Annotated in this window: 15 protein-coding genes and 1 pseudogene; 11 read left to right on the forward strand and 5 right to left on the reverse strand. The window is 50.9% G+C overall.

Features of this window, described 5'->3' with window-relative positions:
• Positions 1 to 88: 88 nt before the first annotated feature.
• The 3 genes and pseudogenes from DEU53_RS09310 to DEU53_RS09320 all read left to right on the forward strand — a co-directional run bounded on the left by DEU53_RS09310 (position 89) and on the right by DEU53_RS09320 (position 3,926).
• Positions 89 to 847 (forward strand): MurR/RpiR family transcriptional regulator, encoded by a 759-nt coding sequence (locus tag DEU53_RS09310; protein WP_110866807.1) that lies wholly within the window; start codon positions 89 to 91, stop codon positions 845 to 847.
• 117 nt (positions 848 to 964) lie between these two features.
• A pseudogene (locus DEU53_RS09315) lies at positions 965 to 2,474 on the forward strand (PTS transporter subunit EIIC).
• A gap of 15 nt (positions 2,475 to 2,489) precedes the next feature.
• Positions 2,490 to 3,926: a 6-phospho-beta-glucosidase gene (locus DEU53_RS09320; RefSeq protein WP_110866808.1), complete on the forward strand. Its 1,437-nt coding sequence runs from the start codon at positions 2,490 to 2,492 to the stop codon at positions 3,924 to 3,926.
• Positions 3,927 to 3,964: 38 nt separating this feature from the next.
• Here DEU53_RS09320 and DEU53_RS09325 read toward each other — a convergent pair whose 3' ends face one another.
• A complete protein-coding gene (locus DEU53_RS09325) occupies positions 3,965 to 4,651 on the reverse strand; it encodes a hypothetical protein (RefSeq protein WP_110866982.1) in 687 nt (228 codons plus the stop codon).
• A 178-nt stretch (positions 4,652 to 4,829) separates the two neighbouring features.
• Between DEU53_RS09325 and DEU53_RS09330 the strand changes: the two genes are divergently transcribed.
• From DEU53_RS09330 to DEU53_RS09345, 4 genes are all read left to right on the forward strand, one after another.
• Positions 4,830 to 5,183 (forward strand): DUF1428 domain-containing protein, encoded by a 354-nt coding sequence (locus DEU53_RS09330; protein WP_101761588.1) that lies wholly within the window; start codon positions 4,830 to 4,832, stop codon positions 5,181 to 5,183.
• A 223-nt stretch (positions 5,184 to 5,406) separates the two neighbouring features.
• The gene (locus DEU53_RS09335; RefSeq protein ID WP_110866809.1) at positions 5,407 to 6,048 is read left to right on the forward strand and encodes a LysE family translocator; all 642 of its coding nucleotides are present in this window, start codon (positions 5,407 to 5,409) and stop codon (positions 6,046 to 6,048) included.
• A 122-nt stretch (positions 6,049 to 6,170) separates the two neighbouring features.
• The gene (locus DEU53_RS09340) at positions 6,171 to 7,034 is read left to right on the forward strand and encodes a substrate-binding domain-containing protein (RefSeq protein ID WP_110866810.1); all 864 of its coding nucleotides are present in this window, start codon (positions 6,171 to 6,173) and stop codon (positions 7,032 to 7,034) included.
• A gap of 26 nt (positions 7,035 to 7,060) precedes the next feature.
• On the forward strand, positions 7,061 to 7,411 hold the full coding sequence (locus tag DEU53_RS09345) for a DUF3147 family protein (protein WP_110866811.1): 351 nt from the start codon (positions 7,061 to 7,063) through the stop codon (positions 7,409 to 7,411).
• A gap of 199 nt (positions 7,412 to 7,610) precedes the next feature.
• On the opposite strand, the gene DEU53_RS09355 is transcribed toward DEU53_RS09345, so the two are convergent.
• Positions 7,611 to 7,901 carry a hypothetical protein gene (locus tag DEU53_RS09355; protein WP_101761585.1) on the reverse strand — a complete coding sequence of 97 codons (291 nt, stop codon included), beginning with the start codon at positions 7,899 to 7,901 and terminating at the stop codon, positions 7,611 to 7,613.
• Between the two features lie 117 nt (positions 7,902 to 8,018).
• The gene (ycgZ, locus tag DEU53_RS09360) at positions 8,019 to 8,270 is read right to left on the reverse strand and encodes a regulatory protein YcgZ (RefSeq protein WP_110866812.1); all 252 of its coding nucleotides are present in this window, start codon (positions 8,268 to 8,270) and stop codon (positions 8,019 to 8,021) included.
• 274 nt (positions 8,271 to 8,544) lie between these two features.
• Here ycgZ and DEU53_RS09365 point away from each other — a divergent pair, with 274 nt between their 5' ends.
• On the forward strand, positions 8,545 to 8,928 hold the full coding sequence (locus tag DEU53_RS09365; protein WP_110866813.1) for a type II toxin-antitoxin system RelE/ParE family toxin: 384 nt from the start codon (positions 8,545 to 8,547) through the stop codon (positions 8,926 to 8,928).
• On the forward strand, positions 8,921 to 9,247 hold the full coding sequence (locus tag DEU53_RS09370; RefSeq protein ID WP_110866814.1) for a DNA-binding transcriptional regulator: 327 nt from the start codon (positions 8,921 to 8,923) through the stop codon (positions 9,245 to 9,247). The genes DEU53_RS09365 and DEU53_RS09370 overlap by 8 nt, the downstream gene beginning before the upstream one ends.
• A 102-nt stretch (positions 9,248 to 9,349) precedes the next feature.
• Here the strand turns inward: DEU53_RS09370 and DEU53_RS09375 are convergent, their stop codons facing one another.
• Complete coding sequence (locus DEU53_RS09375) at positions 9,350 to 10,183, reverse strand: oxidoreductase (RefSeq protein WP_110866815.1); 834 nt, start codon at positions 10,181 to 10,183, stop codon at positions 9,350 to 9,352.
• Positions 10,184 to 10,295: 112 nt separating this feature from the next.
• Between DEU53_RS09375 and DEU53_RS09380 the strand changes: the two genes are divergently transcribed.
• Both DEU53_RS09380 and DEU53_RS09385 read left to right on the forward strand, forming a co-directional pair.
• Positions 10,296 to 11,231 carry an AraC family transcriptional regulator gene (locus DEU53_RS09380; protein ID WP_110866816.1) on the forward strand — a complete coding sequence of 312 codons (936 nt, stop codon included), beginning with the start codon at positions 10,296 to 10,298 and terminating at the stop codon, positions 11,229 to 11,231.
• Between the two features lie 54 nt (positions 11,232 to 11,285).
• Entirely contained in the window at positions 11,286 to 12,488 is a 1,203-nt protein-coding gene (locus DEU53_RS09385; RefSeq protein ID WP_110866817.1) for an FAD-dependent oxidoreductase, read from the forward strand.
• 158 nt (positions 12,489 to 12,646) lie between these two features.
• Here DEU53_RS09385 and yddG read toward each other — a convergent pair whose 3' ends face one another.
• Positions 12,647 to 13,534, reverse strand: coding sequence for an aromatic amino acid DMT transporter YddG (gene yddG / locus DEU53_RS09390; RefSeq protein ID WP_110866818.1), 888 nt, complete (start codon positions 13,532 to 13,534; stop codon positions 12,647 to 12,649).
• Positions 13,535 to 13,638 lie beyond the last annotated feature (104 nt).

Below are 13,638 nucleotides of genomic sequence, written 5' to 3' on the forward strand. Positions count from 1 at the left end.
GCGCGGGTTTACTCGTTAAACATCCCTCAGATGTCACGGTTTGTGACATGATAAGCGTCATAATTGAATCGTCAGGATGTTTGAATAGATGTTTAACGCCAGAAAACTATCAACCTTAAATGCCCTCGAAAGCAGCGTGCATAATTACATTATTAAAAACATCAATGCCGTTATTTATATGACGATAAGAGAGCTAGCTGATAATTCTGGCGTATCTACCGCGACTGTTCTGAGATTCTGTAAAAAAATGGATTTCAAAGGTTACTCAGAACTCAAAGCGAGTATGAAGTTGCACCTGAACAAAAATAGCACATTACTGATTCCTCATGGAGCTGAGGAAATATTGACCTTTTTTAAAAGCATCAGAAACGATGAATTTGATGAGATGATCAACCAGGCGGCTCAATACATTCGTGATGCCGAACGGGTGTTCTTTGCTGGCGCAGGCAGCTCTGGCACGCTTGGCAGGTATGGTGCGCGTTTCTTCTCTAATGTAGGCAAGTTCAGTAATCACATTGATGATCCCTATTATCCGGTGAGTACCGATATGGTGCAGAGTTCAGTGGCTATCGTACTTTCAGTCTCTGGCGAAACTCCCGAAATATTGAAGCTTGCCAGGCAGTTTGTTATTCACAAGTGCAAAGTAATTTCTATTACCTGTAACCCGGATTCAACACTGGCAAAACTTTCTGACTTTATTGTTCCTTACCATGTTTCTCGCATTTTGATAGAAAGCGAATACGATATTACCACTCAGGTTCCGGTCATTTTTATTCTTGAATCGATAGGCAGAAAGCTGGTGGTGAATAATGTCAGCGATATGTCACGCGGTGTGACATTTTTGTAATTAGCGACCCGTTATAACATATTGTGACCTCGTGACATTGCCGGGATGATTTTCTAACATTGCCGGAATTAGTCCGCTCCTGACGGGCTGAATTCCCTCTGGCAATGGAAGAAAACCATGGCAATAGATTATGCGGATTCTGCGAAAGAGATCGTTAGACTGATAGGTAGCGATAATAATGTGATAAGTGTGACACATTGCGCTACACGTCTGAGGTTTGTGCTGAAAGATTATTCTCTGGTCGAGGTTGAATCACTAAAGCGGGTAAAAGGCGTTATCACCGCGATGCAGGCCAGCGGCCAGATGCAGGTGGTGATTGGTAATCACGTTGGTGATGCTTACCGCGAAGTGCAGAATCTAATCACTATCGACGAAAGTGCAGCGGTACCACAGCCTAATATCGGTATCGTTAGCCGCATTATGGATATCATCTCCAGCATATTTGCGCCTTTTCTCTATCCACTGGCAGCCTGCGGTGTGCTGCAGGGCATCATTTCGCTGCTGACCGCCATCGACCTAATGGATCCGGCAAGCGGCACTTATCGCATCCTTAACTTCGTTTCGTGGACCGGCTTTACCTTCCTGCCCGTGATGGTTGCGTTTACCGCCGCCAAAAAAATTTAACGTCAATCCGTTCACAGCGGTTATCTCCGCCTGCGCGCTGGTGTCGCCGGATTACCTTAATATGTTGACGGCCAACAAAATCCTTACCGCCAACTCAGCCGATCCCTTAGTGCAGGCCTTGATGAAGGGCGTGGTTGAAAATCCCGAGATTTCAAAGGTGATGGTGCAGATCGCTGGCATTCCGCTTGATGCCGCGCCGCTGACCTTTATGGGGCTGCCGGTAGAGTATTTGAGTTACACCTCGTCAGTGATCCCCATTATTTTGATGGTGTGGGGCATGTCGTATGTACAGCGTTTCTTCGAGCGCCTGCTTCCGATGGTGATACGCAACCTGTTCACGCCCATGTTCTGCCTCGCCATCATGGTTCCGTTCACGCTTCTGGCATTTGGCCCGATCGGCAATATGTTCGGCGGCGCCATCGGTGGCGTCTATAACACCCTTTATCATCTCAGTCCTGCCATTGCCGGATTTGTGGTTGGTGCCTTGTGGATGCCACTGGTTACCTTGGGCGTGCATTGGGGCATCACGCCAGTGACCGTCGGTAACTATGCCACCCTGGGCTACGACACTTTTACCGGACTGCAAGCCTCCGCGGTATTCGGTATGGCGGGCGCGGTGCTGGGCGTATACCTGAAGGCGAAAGACGCTGAGCTTAAGCGCATGGCGCTTTCTGCGGGTGTAACGGCGCTGTTCGGCATCACTGAACCCGCCATTTACGGTGTGGCTCTGCGTCTTAAACGACCGATGATTTGTGGCTGCCTGGCGGGCGCTGCCGGCGGCATGATCGCCGGGGCTTTCAACGCGGTTTCATGGAGTTACTGCATTCCCGGCATTGCCGTCCTGCCGGTGTTCTTTAAAGAGGGGCACATGACGCAGTTCCTCGGCTTCCTGGTATCCATATTCGTCGCCTTCATATTGGGCATGGTTTTCTCCTGGGTCGCGGGATTCAAAGAAAACAGCCAACCTGACGTTCGCTCTGTGCCGCAGCCTGGCACCCTCTGATAAATAGAGATACAGATTATGAATAAGCAATTTCCAGAAAATTTCATGTGGGGCGGTGCTGTTGCCGCTCATCAGGTCGAGGGAGCCTGGGATAAAGGCGGTAAAGGCCCGAGCATAGTCGATGTCCTGACCAGCGGGGCGCACGGTGTTGATCGCGTCATCACCGCCGACATTCAGGATGACTGCTTTTATGCCAATCACGAGGCATCAGACTTTTACCATCGCTATCCTGAGGATATCGCGCTGTTGGCAGAAATGGGCTTCCGCTGCTTCCGCACCTCAATTGCCTGGTCGCGTATTTTTCCACGCGGCGATGAAGCCGAGCCGAACGAAGAGGGGTTGCATTTTTACGATGCGCTATTCGATGAGCTGCTGAAATACGGGATTGAACCGGTAATTACGCTGTCCCATTTTGAGATGCCAAACTTCCTGGTAACCGAATATGGCGGCTGGAAAAATAGAAAAGTTTTGGACTTCTTTGTCCACTTCAGCGCGGTGGTCATTAATCGTTTCCAGCACAAAGTAAAATACTGGATGACCTTCAACGAAATTAATAATCAGCGCAACTGGAAAACCCCGCTGTTTGGTTATTGCTGCTCGGGCGTTATTTTCACCCACGAGCCTAATCCTGAAGAGTGCATGTATCAGGTTCTGCACCATCAATTTGTGGCGAGTGCTCAAGTTGTGAAGTTGGGACATGAAATTAATCCTGCACTACAAATTGGCTGCATGATCGCCATGGTGCCGCTCTATCCGTTTTCCTGTCATCCGGATGACGTGATGTATGCTCAGGAAGCGATGCGGGAGCGATTCCTGTTCAGTGATGTGCACATGCGCGGTCATTATCCGGCTTATATTCTCAATGAATGGCAACGCAAGGGATACCACATTGCAATGGAAGCCGATGATGCGCAGATCCTGCGGGAAGGCTGTGCCGATTATATCGGGCTGAGCTATTACATGAGTAATGCGGTCAGTAAAGAAAATGCCGGTAGCGGGACGGCGCTTTCAGGCTTCGAGGGCAGCGTACCGAACCCGCACGTTAAAGCCTCAGATTGGGGCTGGCAGATCGATCCGGTCGGGCTGCGTTATGTGCTGAATATTCTTTATGAGCGTTACGAAAAGCCGCTATTCGTGGTGGAAAACGGTTTTGGTGCCATCGACAAAATGGATGAAAAGGGCGAGATCAATGATGACTACCGCATCGATTATCTGCGGGCGCATATTGAACAGATGAAGAAAGCCGTGACCGAAGATGGCGTCGATCTTATGGGATATACCCCTTGGGGATGTATTGACTGCGTATCTTTCACCACCGGCCAATACAGTAAGCGCTATGGTTTTATTCACGTAAATAAAAACGATGATGGTAGCGGAGATTTTTCCCGCTCAAAGAAGAAGAGTTTTGACTGGTATCGCCGGGTCATCGCCAGCAACGGCGAAGAACTCTAGCGAAATATGTGCGACAGGGATGTCGCACATTGAGATCCTTATGGCTTCTCTTTTTCGTCTTCAACTGGAATCAGCGGTTCATCAATAGCGATGGATGAATTAGATTTCAGCAGCTGAATATCCAGAATCACGTAGGTCATGGTGGTGATGAACAGTGAAATCACGCTGCCAATCACGCCGCTGGTGGTGAAAGTGAAATAGTTATACATCACCACCCAGGTCACACAAATAAACAGCGCCAGCGCAACGTTAATTGCCGATTGCGAATAATTCGTGGTGCGTGATCCCATTTCATTAATTTGCCGACTGAAATTCACGCCGCTGTATTTCTCCAGCACAAAAATTCCCTGTTCCCAGTTACGCAAGCGTCGAGCGCCGCTACGAGTCAGAAATACGTACAGCAGCGAGATGAATAAACCAGAAAAAGCAATCAGTACCGGCACCGCTTCCAGCGCGTAAGCGAGGCTTTTATGGCTCGATGCCTGCGGCGTGAGATCCAGCGTTAACGACGCACCGAGTGCGGCATATAAAAATACAAACAGTAGCAGAAACAGCGCGTTGCGGCGCCAGTCGAGGTCGGCTTCGTGATTCTTCTGCTGTCGTGCGCTGTGCAGCGCCTGCTGTAATAGCGTGGCATCGGTGGATGCGGTGTCAATACTCTCAATCTCTTCACCCAACAAACGGTGAATAAACGGCTGATCGGCCGGTTCAATGGTGATGCGCATAGATTTCTCGGTGACGTAACGATCAAAGGCGTCAGTGTAACGTAAATCGTCTGGCGCGCGCAGAATCTGCGAGTAAGCGCGCAAATTTTCATCTCTGTTTCGGCTCTTGTTGCGCGTTATTCATACAATGAATGGGCGGTTATTACTGACCGCGCAAATGACGACGGAGTAACGAGCTATGTCGTATGTAGATGGTTTTGTTGTAGCGGTGCCGGAGGCTAATAAGGAGGATTATCGTGCCATGGCGGCTAAAGCCGCACCGCTGTTTAAAGAGTTTGGCGCCACGCGTGTTGTCGAGTGCTGGGCAGACGATGTTCCCGAAGGCGCGCAGACCGATTTTTATCGCGCGGTAAAAGCTGAAGAGGGCGAAACGGTGGTGTTCAGCTGGATCGAATACCCATCGCAGGAAGTACGTGACGCCGCCAATGCCAAAATGATGTCCGATCCGCGTATGAAAGAGATGGGCGAGAATATGCCGTTCGATGGTAAGCGTATGATCTATGGCGGATTCGCGATTTTGCTGGAGGCGTAGTTGAGTATTTGCAACTGCAGTGAACCGTAGCGGCGCAATTTATTGCGCGATAATTCGCGTCGCTACGAAATGTACGGTGATTTGATGCGGTACTTAATTTATCGGCCTTACGCGATTTATCGCGATATGTTTAATCATTGTGTGTCTCTTACTTCTATTGTGCGCAATTAATTGCGCCGCTACGATAGGTGCTGGAATTATTCACCTTTTACAAGGAGTCACTATGCTGGATATCACGCACTTTCCGCTTTTCCTCGCATCCGTATTTCTGCTGTGTATTACACCGGGACCGGATTTAGCTTATGTCGTAGGACAAAGCGTAGCGAATGGACGACGTAGCGGTGTGATATCAGCCAGTGGCGTAGCGCTAGGAAGTTGCACGCATGCCATTGCCAGCGCAATCGGGTTAACGGCGCTAATTACCGCTTCGCCACTGTTATTTACGGTGATTAAATATATTGGTGCGGCGTATTTAATTTATCTGGGCAGTAAAATGGTGTGGGGAACTTTTTTTAGCCGTGAAGAAGAGAAAACACCGCAGGCTGAAATTCCACGCTCTAATACGCGCAGCTTATTAATTCGCGGTTTTATTACATCGATTACCAATCCAAAAGTATTGCTTTTTTTCATCTCCTTCTTTCCACAATTCGTGGTAGTTGATGGCGATCATCATGCCAGCTCGTTTCTGTTGCTCGGCCTGACGTATGCGGTTGTGGGTTTAATGACTGACGTGATATTTGCTCTGGTTGCTGGCAGCGCGGCTAGCGCGGTGTCGCGCAATGTGATGTTGCAGAAATTGCTTGATCGTGTGGTGGGCATCACCTTTATCGGTTTAGGCGTACGCCTGGCGCTGACGCGTCGTTAACAAATTCGTCTCAAGAATAACGGCCAGCGATTGGCGCTCGCGGATTATTCGGGTAACGTGGAATGCTTAACTTTGTTACCTACAAATAATTACCGCACGCTAAGTTGCAGGAGAGTCATTACATGGCCGTTAATTCCACTATCGTCGGCATTGTCAGCGATGAGTTCATCAACCCCCACACCGTAAAGCTGCTTAATGAAGTCACGCGCCAGTTGAATGAGCGTGGTTTTATTACGCTGCTGCTGAATGCGAATTCCCGCGAAAGTTTTCAAAGCGCGCTGCGTAATGCGGCGCAACTTCCTGTTGGCGGCTTGGTTTTTCTGACTTCGCTGTTTAGCGATGAACTGAGTGTGGTGGCCGATATTCTGCCGCAGACGGCAACGGTTCATCTCAGCCACAGCGCCAGCGCGGATGCTAACGTTGTGATTGCGGATGGTTATGATGCAGGCGAAGAGATGGGATTGCTGCTGCTGTCGCAAGGTCATCAACGTTTCGGCTTTATGCACAGTCAGGTAAATAGCGCGCCCGCGCGCCAGATGGACGGTTTTGTCGCTAGCCTGCAAGCTGAACAGAAAGAACTGAATATCGAGCTCTCTGCCGGTGGCAACGATCGCGAACTGGCTTATCAGGCAATGATGGCGTACTTGAAGAAAACGCGCGCTGCCGAGCGCATCAATGCGCTGTTTTGCGAAAGCGATGTGCTGGCGTTCGGCGCGTTACAAGCGGTGCGCGACTTCGCGCAAGGCGCACATGTTGCGGTGGTGGGTTTTGATGATGTCGATGAGGCGCGCGCGTCAACCTGGCATCTCACCAGTTGGGCGCAGCGACGGGATCTGCTGGTCGCCGAAGCGCTGAATCGTTTACTGGAAAACCGTGCCGATACCAGTAACGCCTGGCAGCAGGGCGAAATGCAGGTGCGCCATTCGCATCACGGCAAACATGTGCCGGGCGAAATGTCGCAGTGCGGATGTGCGATTCGGCATTAATCGCCTGAAGCAGGAAGGATAATCGGATGCTCTGGCTCATCGCCAAATACGCCATAACCGCTGGCATGGTAGTGCTGATATCTGAAGTGGCTAAGCGTAGCGATCGCCTTGGCGGGCTGATTGCCGCACTGCCTTTGGTGACGGTGCTGGTGCTGATCTGGATGAAGCTGGAAGGCCAAAGTCAGGCCAAAATTGCCAGTCACGCGTGGTACACCTTCTGGTATGTGGTGCCGACCTTGCCGATGTTTATTGCCTTTCCATTTCTCTATCAACGCCTCGGATTCTGGCCGACGTTGATCGCGAGTTGCGTACTCACCATCTTGCTATTTCTACTTTGGGCCACGCTGCTCAAGCGTTTGGGTATTGAGTTGATGTAGGTTTATTAGGATAACGCTTCACCAATATCCGATCTTGCAATGCATCCATCTGCATTTCAGGAATAAGCTGAGTCAGCAGGCTGCTCTCGGCTAAAGGCGATCCTTCCGGTCCAGTGTGGCGCGCGAAGAAAACAAGCGTGATGTGTTTACATTGAAAAACAAAAGGGCGAACGCGGATCAATCAGCATTCGCCCAACGTTTAGTGCTTGGTTCCATTACCTGAACCGTCACGATTGCGGAAAATATGCGTCACGTTATCGGTGTTTTTGATCGCTATTCCGCTCTGCTGCGGAGTTTCGATATGATTCATCACTTCCGACATCGCACGGCTCAGCGCTTGCTGGCGCGGCGGATCGCGTTCAATCGAAGCCATCACGCGCAATTTATCAAGCAGCGCGCGAGTAGAAACCGGGCCGGATTTTTTCAGCAACTGTAAAATCGCATCGCCCATGATGATGTCGGTGAGCCGTTCTTCATCACTTCTGTACATATATTCTCTCTGATTACCGCGGCAGACCTGCGGCAAATAACGAAGTGGATTCAGTCTAACCAGTAGCTGAATGAGGCGGAAACCACTTGGTTAATTCTCAGGCCAGCGGCGCCTGATTTAGGCTTCTCGTTCTACGGAAAACATCAGGCCGATTAATTGCTGATAGTGAATTTCCGCTTCAGTACCGCGTGCTTGCTCCATACGGCACAGCAGCTTGGTGCACAACGTTTTACGACTTAACGTTCGGCCTGAACGCAAGATCTCGACCACAATCTGCCCCAGCGTTTCCTGCTGCGAAGGCAAAGAGGCTTCTTTGAAGTAGCGTGCAATAGCTTCCGACGCTGTGGAAAAGTTACGATCCTGACGCATGGTTCCATCCTCAAGGTTGACGTATAACTTTAGCCATCAAACTTATACAAGTTTAATTAATATGTACAGGAATATGGCGAATCAGTTGCCTAGTCATTTGGCCAGAAGTGCTAATTTATTGTTAACAATCACTTAATGAACAGGTCAGGGAGGTTGAGTGTATTTCATACAATGCTCAGTGATGAAGACTGTGCTTGAGTATATGTATTGCACTTAGTACAATAGGTTTTCATGCCAGGACAAGGAGAGTCCTCATTAAGAACGGAGGGAACACATGGCAATTTATGTCTTAAAGCCATTCGATAGAAACACTAAAGGTGACGCTATCGATAGTGCAAAATTATGCAAAGCGGCGCTGGAAGTCATGGCAGGGATTTATGAAGCCAGTTTCGGCGGGGGAGTTTACAAGAAGCGCATTCCTTTAGTTGCTGGAAAAAGTGGCGGGGCCCGGGCGGTTGTAGCCTTTAAAACTGAAAAACATCTTTTTTTCGTCAACGGCTATGCTAAATCCGCATTCAAAAGTAGTGGTCGAGAGATATCTGAATCTGATCTCGCTCTCTACAAGGAAGTGGCCAAACAACTGTTTGAAATGACATCAGAACAAGCAAAAGTAGCCATCAAGACTGGCAAGATGCGTGAGGTAAAATGTGATGGTTAATCATCTGAAAGATTTACAAGAGATCGCCAAGGATTTTAATGAAATTGGCGTGGTCACCGATGAGCTTAAAGAAAAAATTGATTCTCGTGTGAGATTGCGTGAATTGCGCGCTTCGCTACCGGTCCTGCACATGATGTCGGGAGATGAAATAAATAAGTTACGTCAACGTTATAATCTGAGCCAGGCGATGCTGGCCGCCTACGTCGGCATGTCAGTGGGGACGGTAGTGAAGTGGGAACGAGAAGAGAAAAAACCTAACGGAGCAGCACTGCGATTGCTCAATCTTATCGAGCGAAAGGGGTTGGAAGTGCTGCAATAATGCCTGTCAGTTGAGGGTAAATCGGTCGCCATGAATGTCAGCGTGGCGAGATTTTATAGGGTGCGCATTCATGCGCACCTGAATATCACCGCAATTATTCCATCAGCCATCCGTCGATCGCGTCAGTGCTTCCCAACGATCAATCTCCGCGCTAAATGATTCCATCTTCTGCCGCACCAATGCCAAAGCATCGCTGCCCAGCAACAGATGCGCCGGTGGATTGCTGCTTTCGATCACATCGAGCATCGCGCTGGCGGCTTTAAACGGATCGCCCAACTGTTTGCCATTCTTCTCTTCACGCGCCTGCCGAATCGGATCGAACAGCGCATCATAATCGGCGATGCTGCGTGCGCTGCGCACCATCGAACGCCCGGCCCAATCGGTGCGAAACGATCCGGGTGCGACGGCGGTCACATGAATATTGAACGGCGCCAGCTCTTTGCTCAGGGTTTCCGAAATCCCTTCCAGCGCAAACTTGCTGCCGCAGTAATAGCTGATGCCAGGCAGGGTGATAAAACCGCCCATCGAGGTGATGTTGAGAATGTGGCCCTGACGGCGCTGGCGCATAAAGGGCAGCAGCGCTTTAATCATCGCCACCGCGCCAAACACGTTGACGTCAAACTGACGGCGCATCTCGTGCAGCGGTGATTCCTCCATCACGCCTTCGTGACCGTAACCGGCGTTGTTCACCAACACATCAATTGGGCCAACGTGGGTTTCAACATCGGCAATTACCGCCTCAATGGCGGCGAAATGGGTGACATCCAATTCATAGACGAAGGCATTTTCCGCATGCAAATTTTCAAACTCGGCTTTTGCCGCAGCATTGCGCACCGTACCGACTACGCGATAGCCACGATTTAACGCAACCTGTGCCAGCGCGCGGCCAAATCCGCTGCTGACGCCAGTGATGAATAATGTTTTAACGTTGGACATTTGCGGTTTCTCCTCAAAAAAGTAGAGGATGCATAATATTCTGGCGCTGAAACAGCTATAAGGCCTTATCTTGTTTAATTCTTGCCTAATATTATGAAGGTGATGTTATTCGATGAAAGAAACGCTCCAGCAGCAAACCGTAAAACTGCTTAAAACGTTAGCGCCGCAGGAAGGTTACAACCTCACCGCGCTGCCGGACGTACGCATCCTGCGTTCCGATCGGCCGCTGGCGCGTACGCCGGTGCTGTACGACCCGGGCATCGTGATTGTTTGTCAGGGATCGAAACGCGGCTTCTTTGGCGATCAGGTTTATCTCTACGATGAGCAGCACTATCTGGCGGTTGCGGTGCCGGTACCTTTTACCATGGAAACCGCGGCATCGGCGGAACATCCGCTGCTGGCGATTTACCTGCATCTCGATTTCAGCGTGGCGACGGAATTGCTGTTGGTGCTGGAGCAGCAAGATGTGGCCCTTGAGAGCCAGGCGGCGCAAAGCATGATGTCGAGCCCAATGGATCAGACGTTGCGCGAGACGGTGTTGCGTTTTCTCACAACGCTAAATCATCCGCTGGATGCGAGGATGCTCGGCCCAGCGCTGGTGCGTGAACTCTATTACCGCGTGCTGACCGGTGCGCAGGGCAGCGCGCTGCGAGCGGCGTTAACCTTGCAAGGCCAATTTGGCAAAGTGGGTAAAGCGCTGAGCCACATTCACGCGCACTATGCGCAGCCGCTAACGCTGGGACAACTCGCGTCGCTGGCGGGCATGAGCGTGCCCACTTTTCACACCCATTTTAAAAGCATCACCAATCAGCCGCCGATGCAGTATGTGAAGTCGGTACGATTGCATCAGGCGCGCATGTTGATGGTACGTCAGGAAATGACCGCGGCGGCGGCCAGCCACGCGGTGGGCTATGAAAGCGCCTCGCAGTTTAATCGTGAGTTCAAACGCCTGTTCGGTTTACCGCCGGCCGAAGAGATCAAACGCATGCAGCGCAACTTTGCCGTGCCGCCGGCGCATCAGGCATCGACGTTCGTTTCATCACATTAGCGCCAGGTTATGCTATAAATGATAACGATTATCATTTTTGGCGTGAGGCAGAGGATGCAGGTAGCACAGGAAAACGCGATAAGCGCGGATTGTTGTATCGTTGGCGGCGGCCCGGCGGGATTAATGCTGGGCTATTTACTGGCGCGCGCGGGCTTACGCGCCGTGGTTATTGAAAAACACCCCGACTTCCTGCGCGATTTTCGTGGCGACACCATTCACCCCTCAACGCTGGAGATCATGCGCCAGCTGGGATTGCTCGATGAGCTGCTCACCTTGCCGCACCAGCGCGCGGAGAAGCTGCAGGCGGAAGTGGCGGGTGAAGAGATCACTATGGCGGATTTCTCACGTCTACCGGTTGAGTGCCGCTTTATCGCCTTTATGCCGCAGTGGGATTTCCTCAATTTTCTCGCTAAAAAAGCCGCCGAATTTCCAGGTTTTACCCTGCTGCAATCCACCGCATTTGATGACTTTATTTATGAAAATGGCGTAATCAGTGGCGTAAAAACGTTACAGGGTAACGAGCCTCACATCATTCGCACCGCTTTAGTGATAGGTGCGGATGGCCGCAATTCGCAGGTCAAAGCCAAAGCCGGATTAACCGGAAAAAGCTTTGGTGCGCCACGCGATGTATTGTGGTTTCGGCTGGAGAAACATCCCGACGATCCGCAACTCGGCATGGGTCATAAAGGACCGAAGCAAAACTTTATCGTTATCGATCGCGGCGATTACTGGCAGTGCGGCTACACCATCCAGAAAAACCAATTCGACGAGTTAAAACTGGCGGGATTGGATGCGCTGAAAAGCGCCATGGCGCAGGTGGCTCCGTTCAGTGCAGAGCGCATGGCGGAGGTCGATGGTTGGGACAAACTGAAGCTGTTGTCGATTCGCATTGACCGACTCGATCGCTGGATGAAACCTGGCGTGCTCTGTATCGGTGATGCTGCGCATGCCATGTCGCCGATTGGCGGCGTGGGGGTTAATCTGGCGATTCAGGATGCGGTGGCCGCAGCCAATATGCTGACCAAACCGCTGCAGCAGGGCAATGTAGCCTTGCACCATCTGCAAAAAGTGCAGCAGCGCCGCCAGTTCCCAACCGTCGCCACCCAATTCCTGCAAATCAAAATGAGCAGCAACAAGCGCAAACGCAGCACACCAAGTAAAGTGCCGCAGATCATCAGCCGCTTTCCGTTCCTGCGCCATCTGTTTGGCCGCTTGATTGGCCTCGGCTTCCGCACCGAAAAGCCGCGTTATTTATAACCGGCAAAAAAAAGCCCGCTAAGCGCGGGCCAGGTAAAGGTTACCAATCTGAAATTCTCGTAGCAACGCATTGCTGTGTGTTGCGTCGCTATAATAGCAACAGATCGCCATTTGTGCAGGAAAGGATCAACGAGTTAATTTTGTTCTAAGGATAAGCATTATGCTTGCTGCACCCGCGTTGACCACCAGCACATAAGCGATCCCAGGCTGACCATCGCGGTACCTTGCCAGAAGGCGACGGTCAAATGCGAGCGCAGAATAAAGGCGGCGAGAATCGAAGAGATGATCGGAATGAAGTAGGACGCAGCGGCCAAAAGGGTCACGTTGCCATGCAGTATGCCGACATTCCATGCGGCATAGCCAAAGCCCATCGCCATCGCAGCAAGCGCCAGACTGATGCAAACCTCAGCGGATAGCACAAACGGCGGCTGCGGCGAGAGCAAAAACTTCAGCCACAGCGTCAGCGCAGTCAGGATAAAGAACAGCGTTATCCCATTGTTGCCGTTGGCAATTTTTTTGGTTACCACACAGTACACCGCCCAGATAATCGCGCCGCTCAACGCCAGGCCGTAACTCAACGGATTAGCCATCACGTTATGGGTGATTTCGCTGAATGAAAAACCTTGGTCGCCGCCCAACACGCGACAAATGCCGGCAACCGCCAGCAACAAACCCGGAATAATCAGCGGATGGGTTTTTTGTCGATTGACTATCACCGCGAAAACAATGGTTAAACTTGGCCACAGATAATTGACCATGCCAACTTCAATCGCCTGGCGACCGCTGTGGGTAAAGCCTAATGAGAGTGACAGGCAGAGTTCATAACAGACGAACAGCACGCTGCCGATAATTAAATAGCTGCGCGGAAAAGTGCGCAACTTTGGCAAGCCTACGGTGAAAATCAGCAAAATAGCGCTGGCGCTGTAGATAAGCGCCGCGCCGCCCACCGGGCCGAATCCTTCGCTGACATTTTTAATCAGTCCTACAATCGCGCTCCACAGCAGAATGGCCAGCAAGCCAATCAGCGTCGCCTTCTTTTGAGGCATGACCCGCCACCTTATTTCGCAAATTCGGGCCAAAATCCTATCAAATCAAACGCGCTTTGTATTTGCTCGATTTACTGCTGCGATGCTGGTCGCCATTAATGGCG

Origin of the sequence: Pantoea sp. AG1095, from assembly GCF_003208415.1 — a bacterium.
GTDB classification, from domain to species: domain Bacteria; phylum Pseudomonadota; class Gammaproteobacteria; order Enterobacterales; family Enterobacteriaceae; genus Pantoea; species Pantoea leporis.

Coding starts and splice junctions, on each gene's coding strand:
- DEU53_RS09330 (WP_101761588.1), top strand. CDS start 4,830: ATGTCGTATGTAGATGGTTTTGTTGTAGCGGTGCCGGAGGCTAATAAG.
- DEU53_RS09310 (WP_110866807.1), top strand. CDS start 89: ATGTTTAACGCCAGAAAACTATCAACCTTAAATGCCCTCGAAAGCAGC.
- DEU53_RS09340 (WP_110866810.1), top strand. CDS start 6,171: ATGGCCGTTAATTCCACTATCGTCGGCATTGTCAGCGATGAGTTCATC.
- DEU53_RS09345 (WP_110866811.1), top strand. CDS start 7,061: ATGCTCTGGCTCATCGCCAAATACGCCATAACCGCTGGCATGGTAGTG.
- DEU53_RS09375 (WP_110866815.1), bottom strand. CDS start 10,183: ATGTCCAACGTTAAAACATTATTCATCACTGGCGTCAGCAGCGGATTT.
- DEU53_RS09380 (WP_110866816.1), top strand. CDS start 10,296: ATGAAAGAAACGCTCCAGCAGCAAACCGTAAAACTGCTTAAAACGTTA.
- DEU53_RS09365 (WP_110866813.1), top strand. CDS start 8,545: ATGGCAATTTATGTCTTAAAGCCATTCGATAGAAACACTAAAGGTGAC.
- DEU53_RS09355 (WP_101761585.1), bottom strand. CDS start 7,901: ATGTACAGAAGTGATGAAGAACGGCTCACCGACATCATCATGGGCGAT.
- yddG (WP_110866818.1), bottom strand. CDS start 13,534: ATGCCTCAAAAGAAGGCGACGCTGATTGGCTTGCTGGCCATTCTGCTG.
- DEU53_RS09370 (WP_110866814.1), top strand. CDS start 8,921: ATGGTTAATCATCTGAAAGATTTACAAGAGATCGCCAAGGATTTTAAT.
- DEU53_RS09325 (WP_110866982.1), bottom strand. CDS start 4,651: ATGCGCATCACCATTGAACCGGCCGATCAGCCGTTTATTCACCGTTTG.
- ycgZ (WP_110866812.1), bottom strand. CDS start 8,270: ATGCGTCAGGATCGTAACTTTTCCACAGCGTCGGAAGCTATTGCACGC.
- DEU53_RS09385 (WP_110866817.1), top strand. CDS start 11,286: ATGCAGGTAGCACAGGAAAACGCGATAAGCGCGGATTGTTGTATCGTT.
- DEU53_RS09335 (WP_110866809.1), top strand. CDS start 5,407: ATGCTGGATATCACGCACTTTCCGCTTTTCCTCGCATCCGTATTTCTG.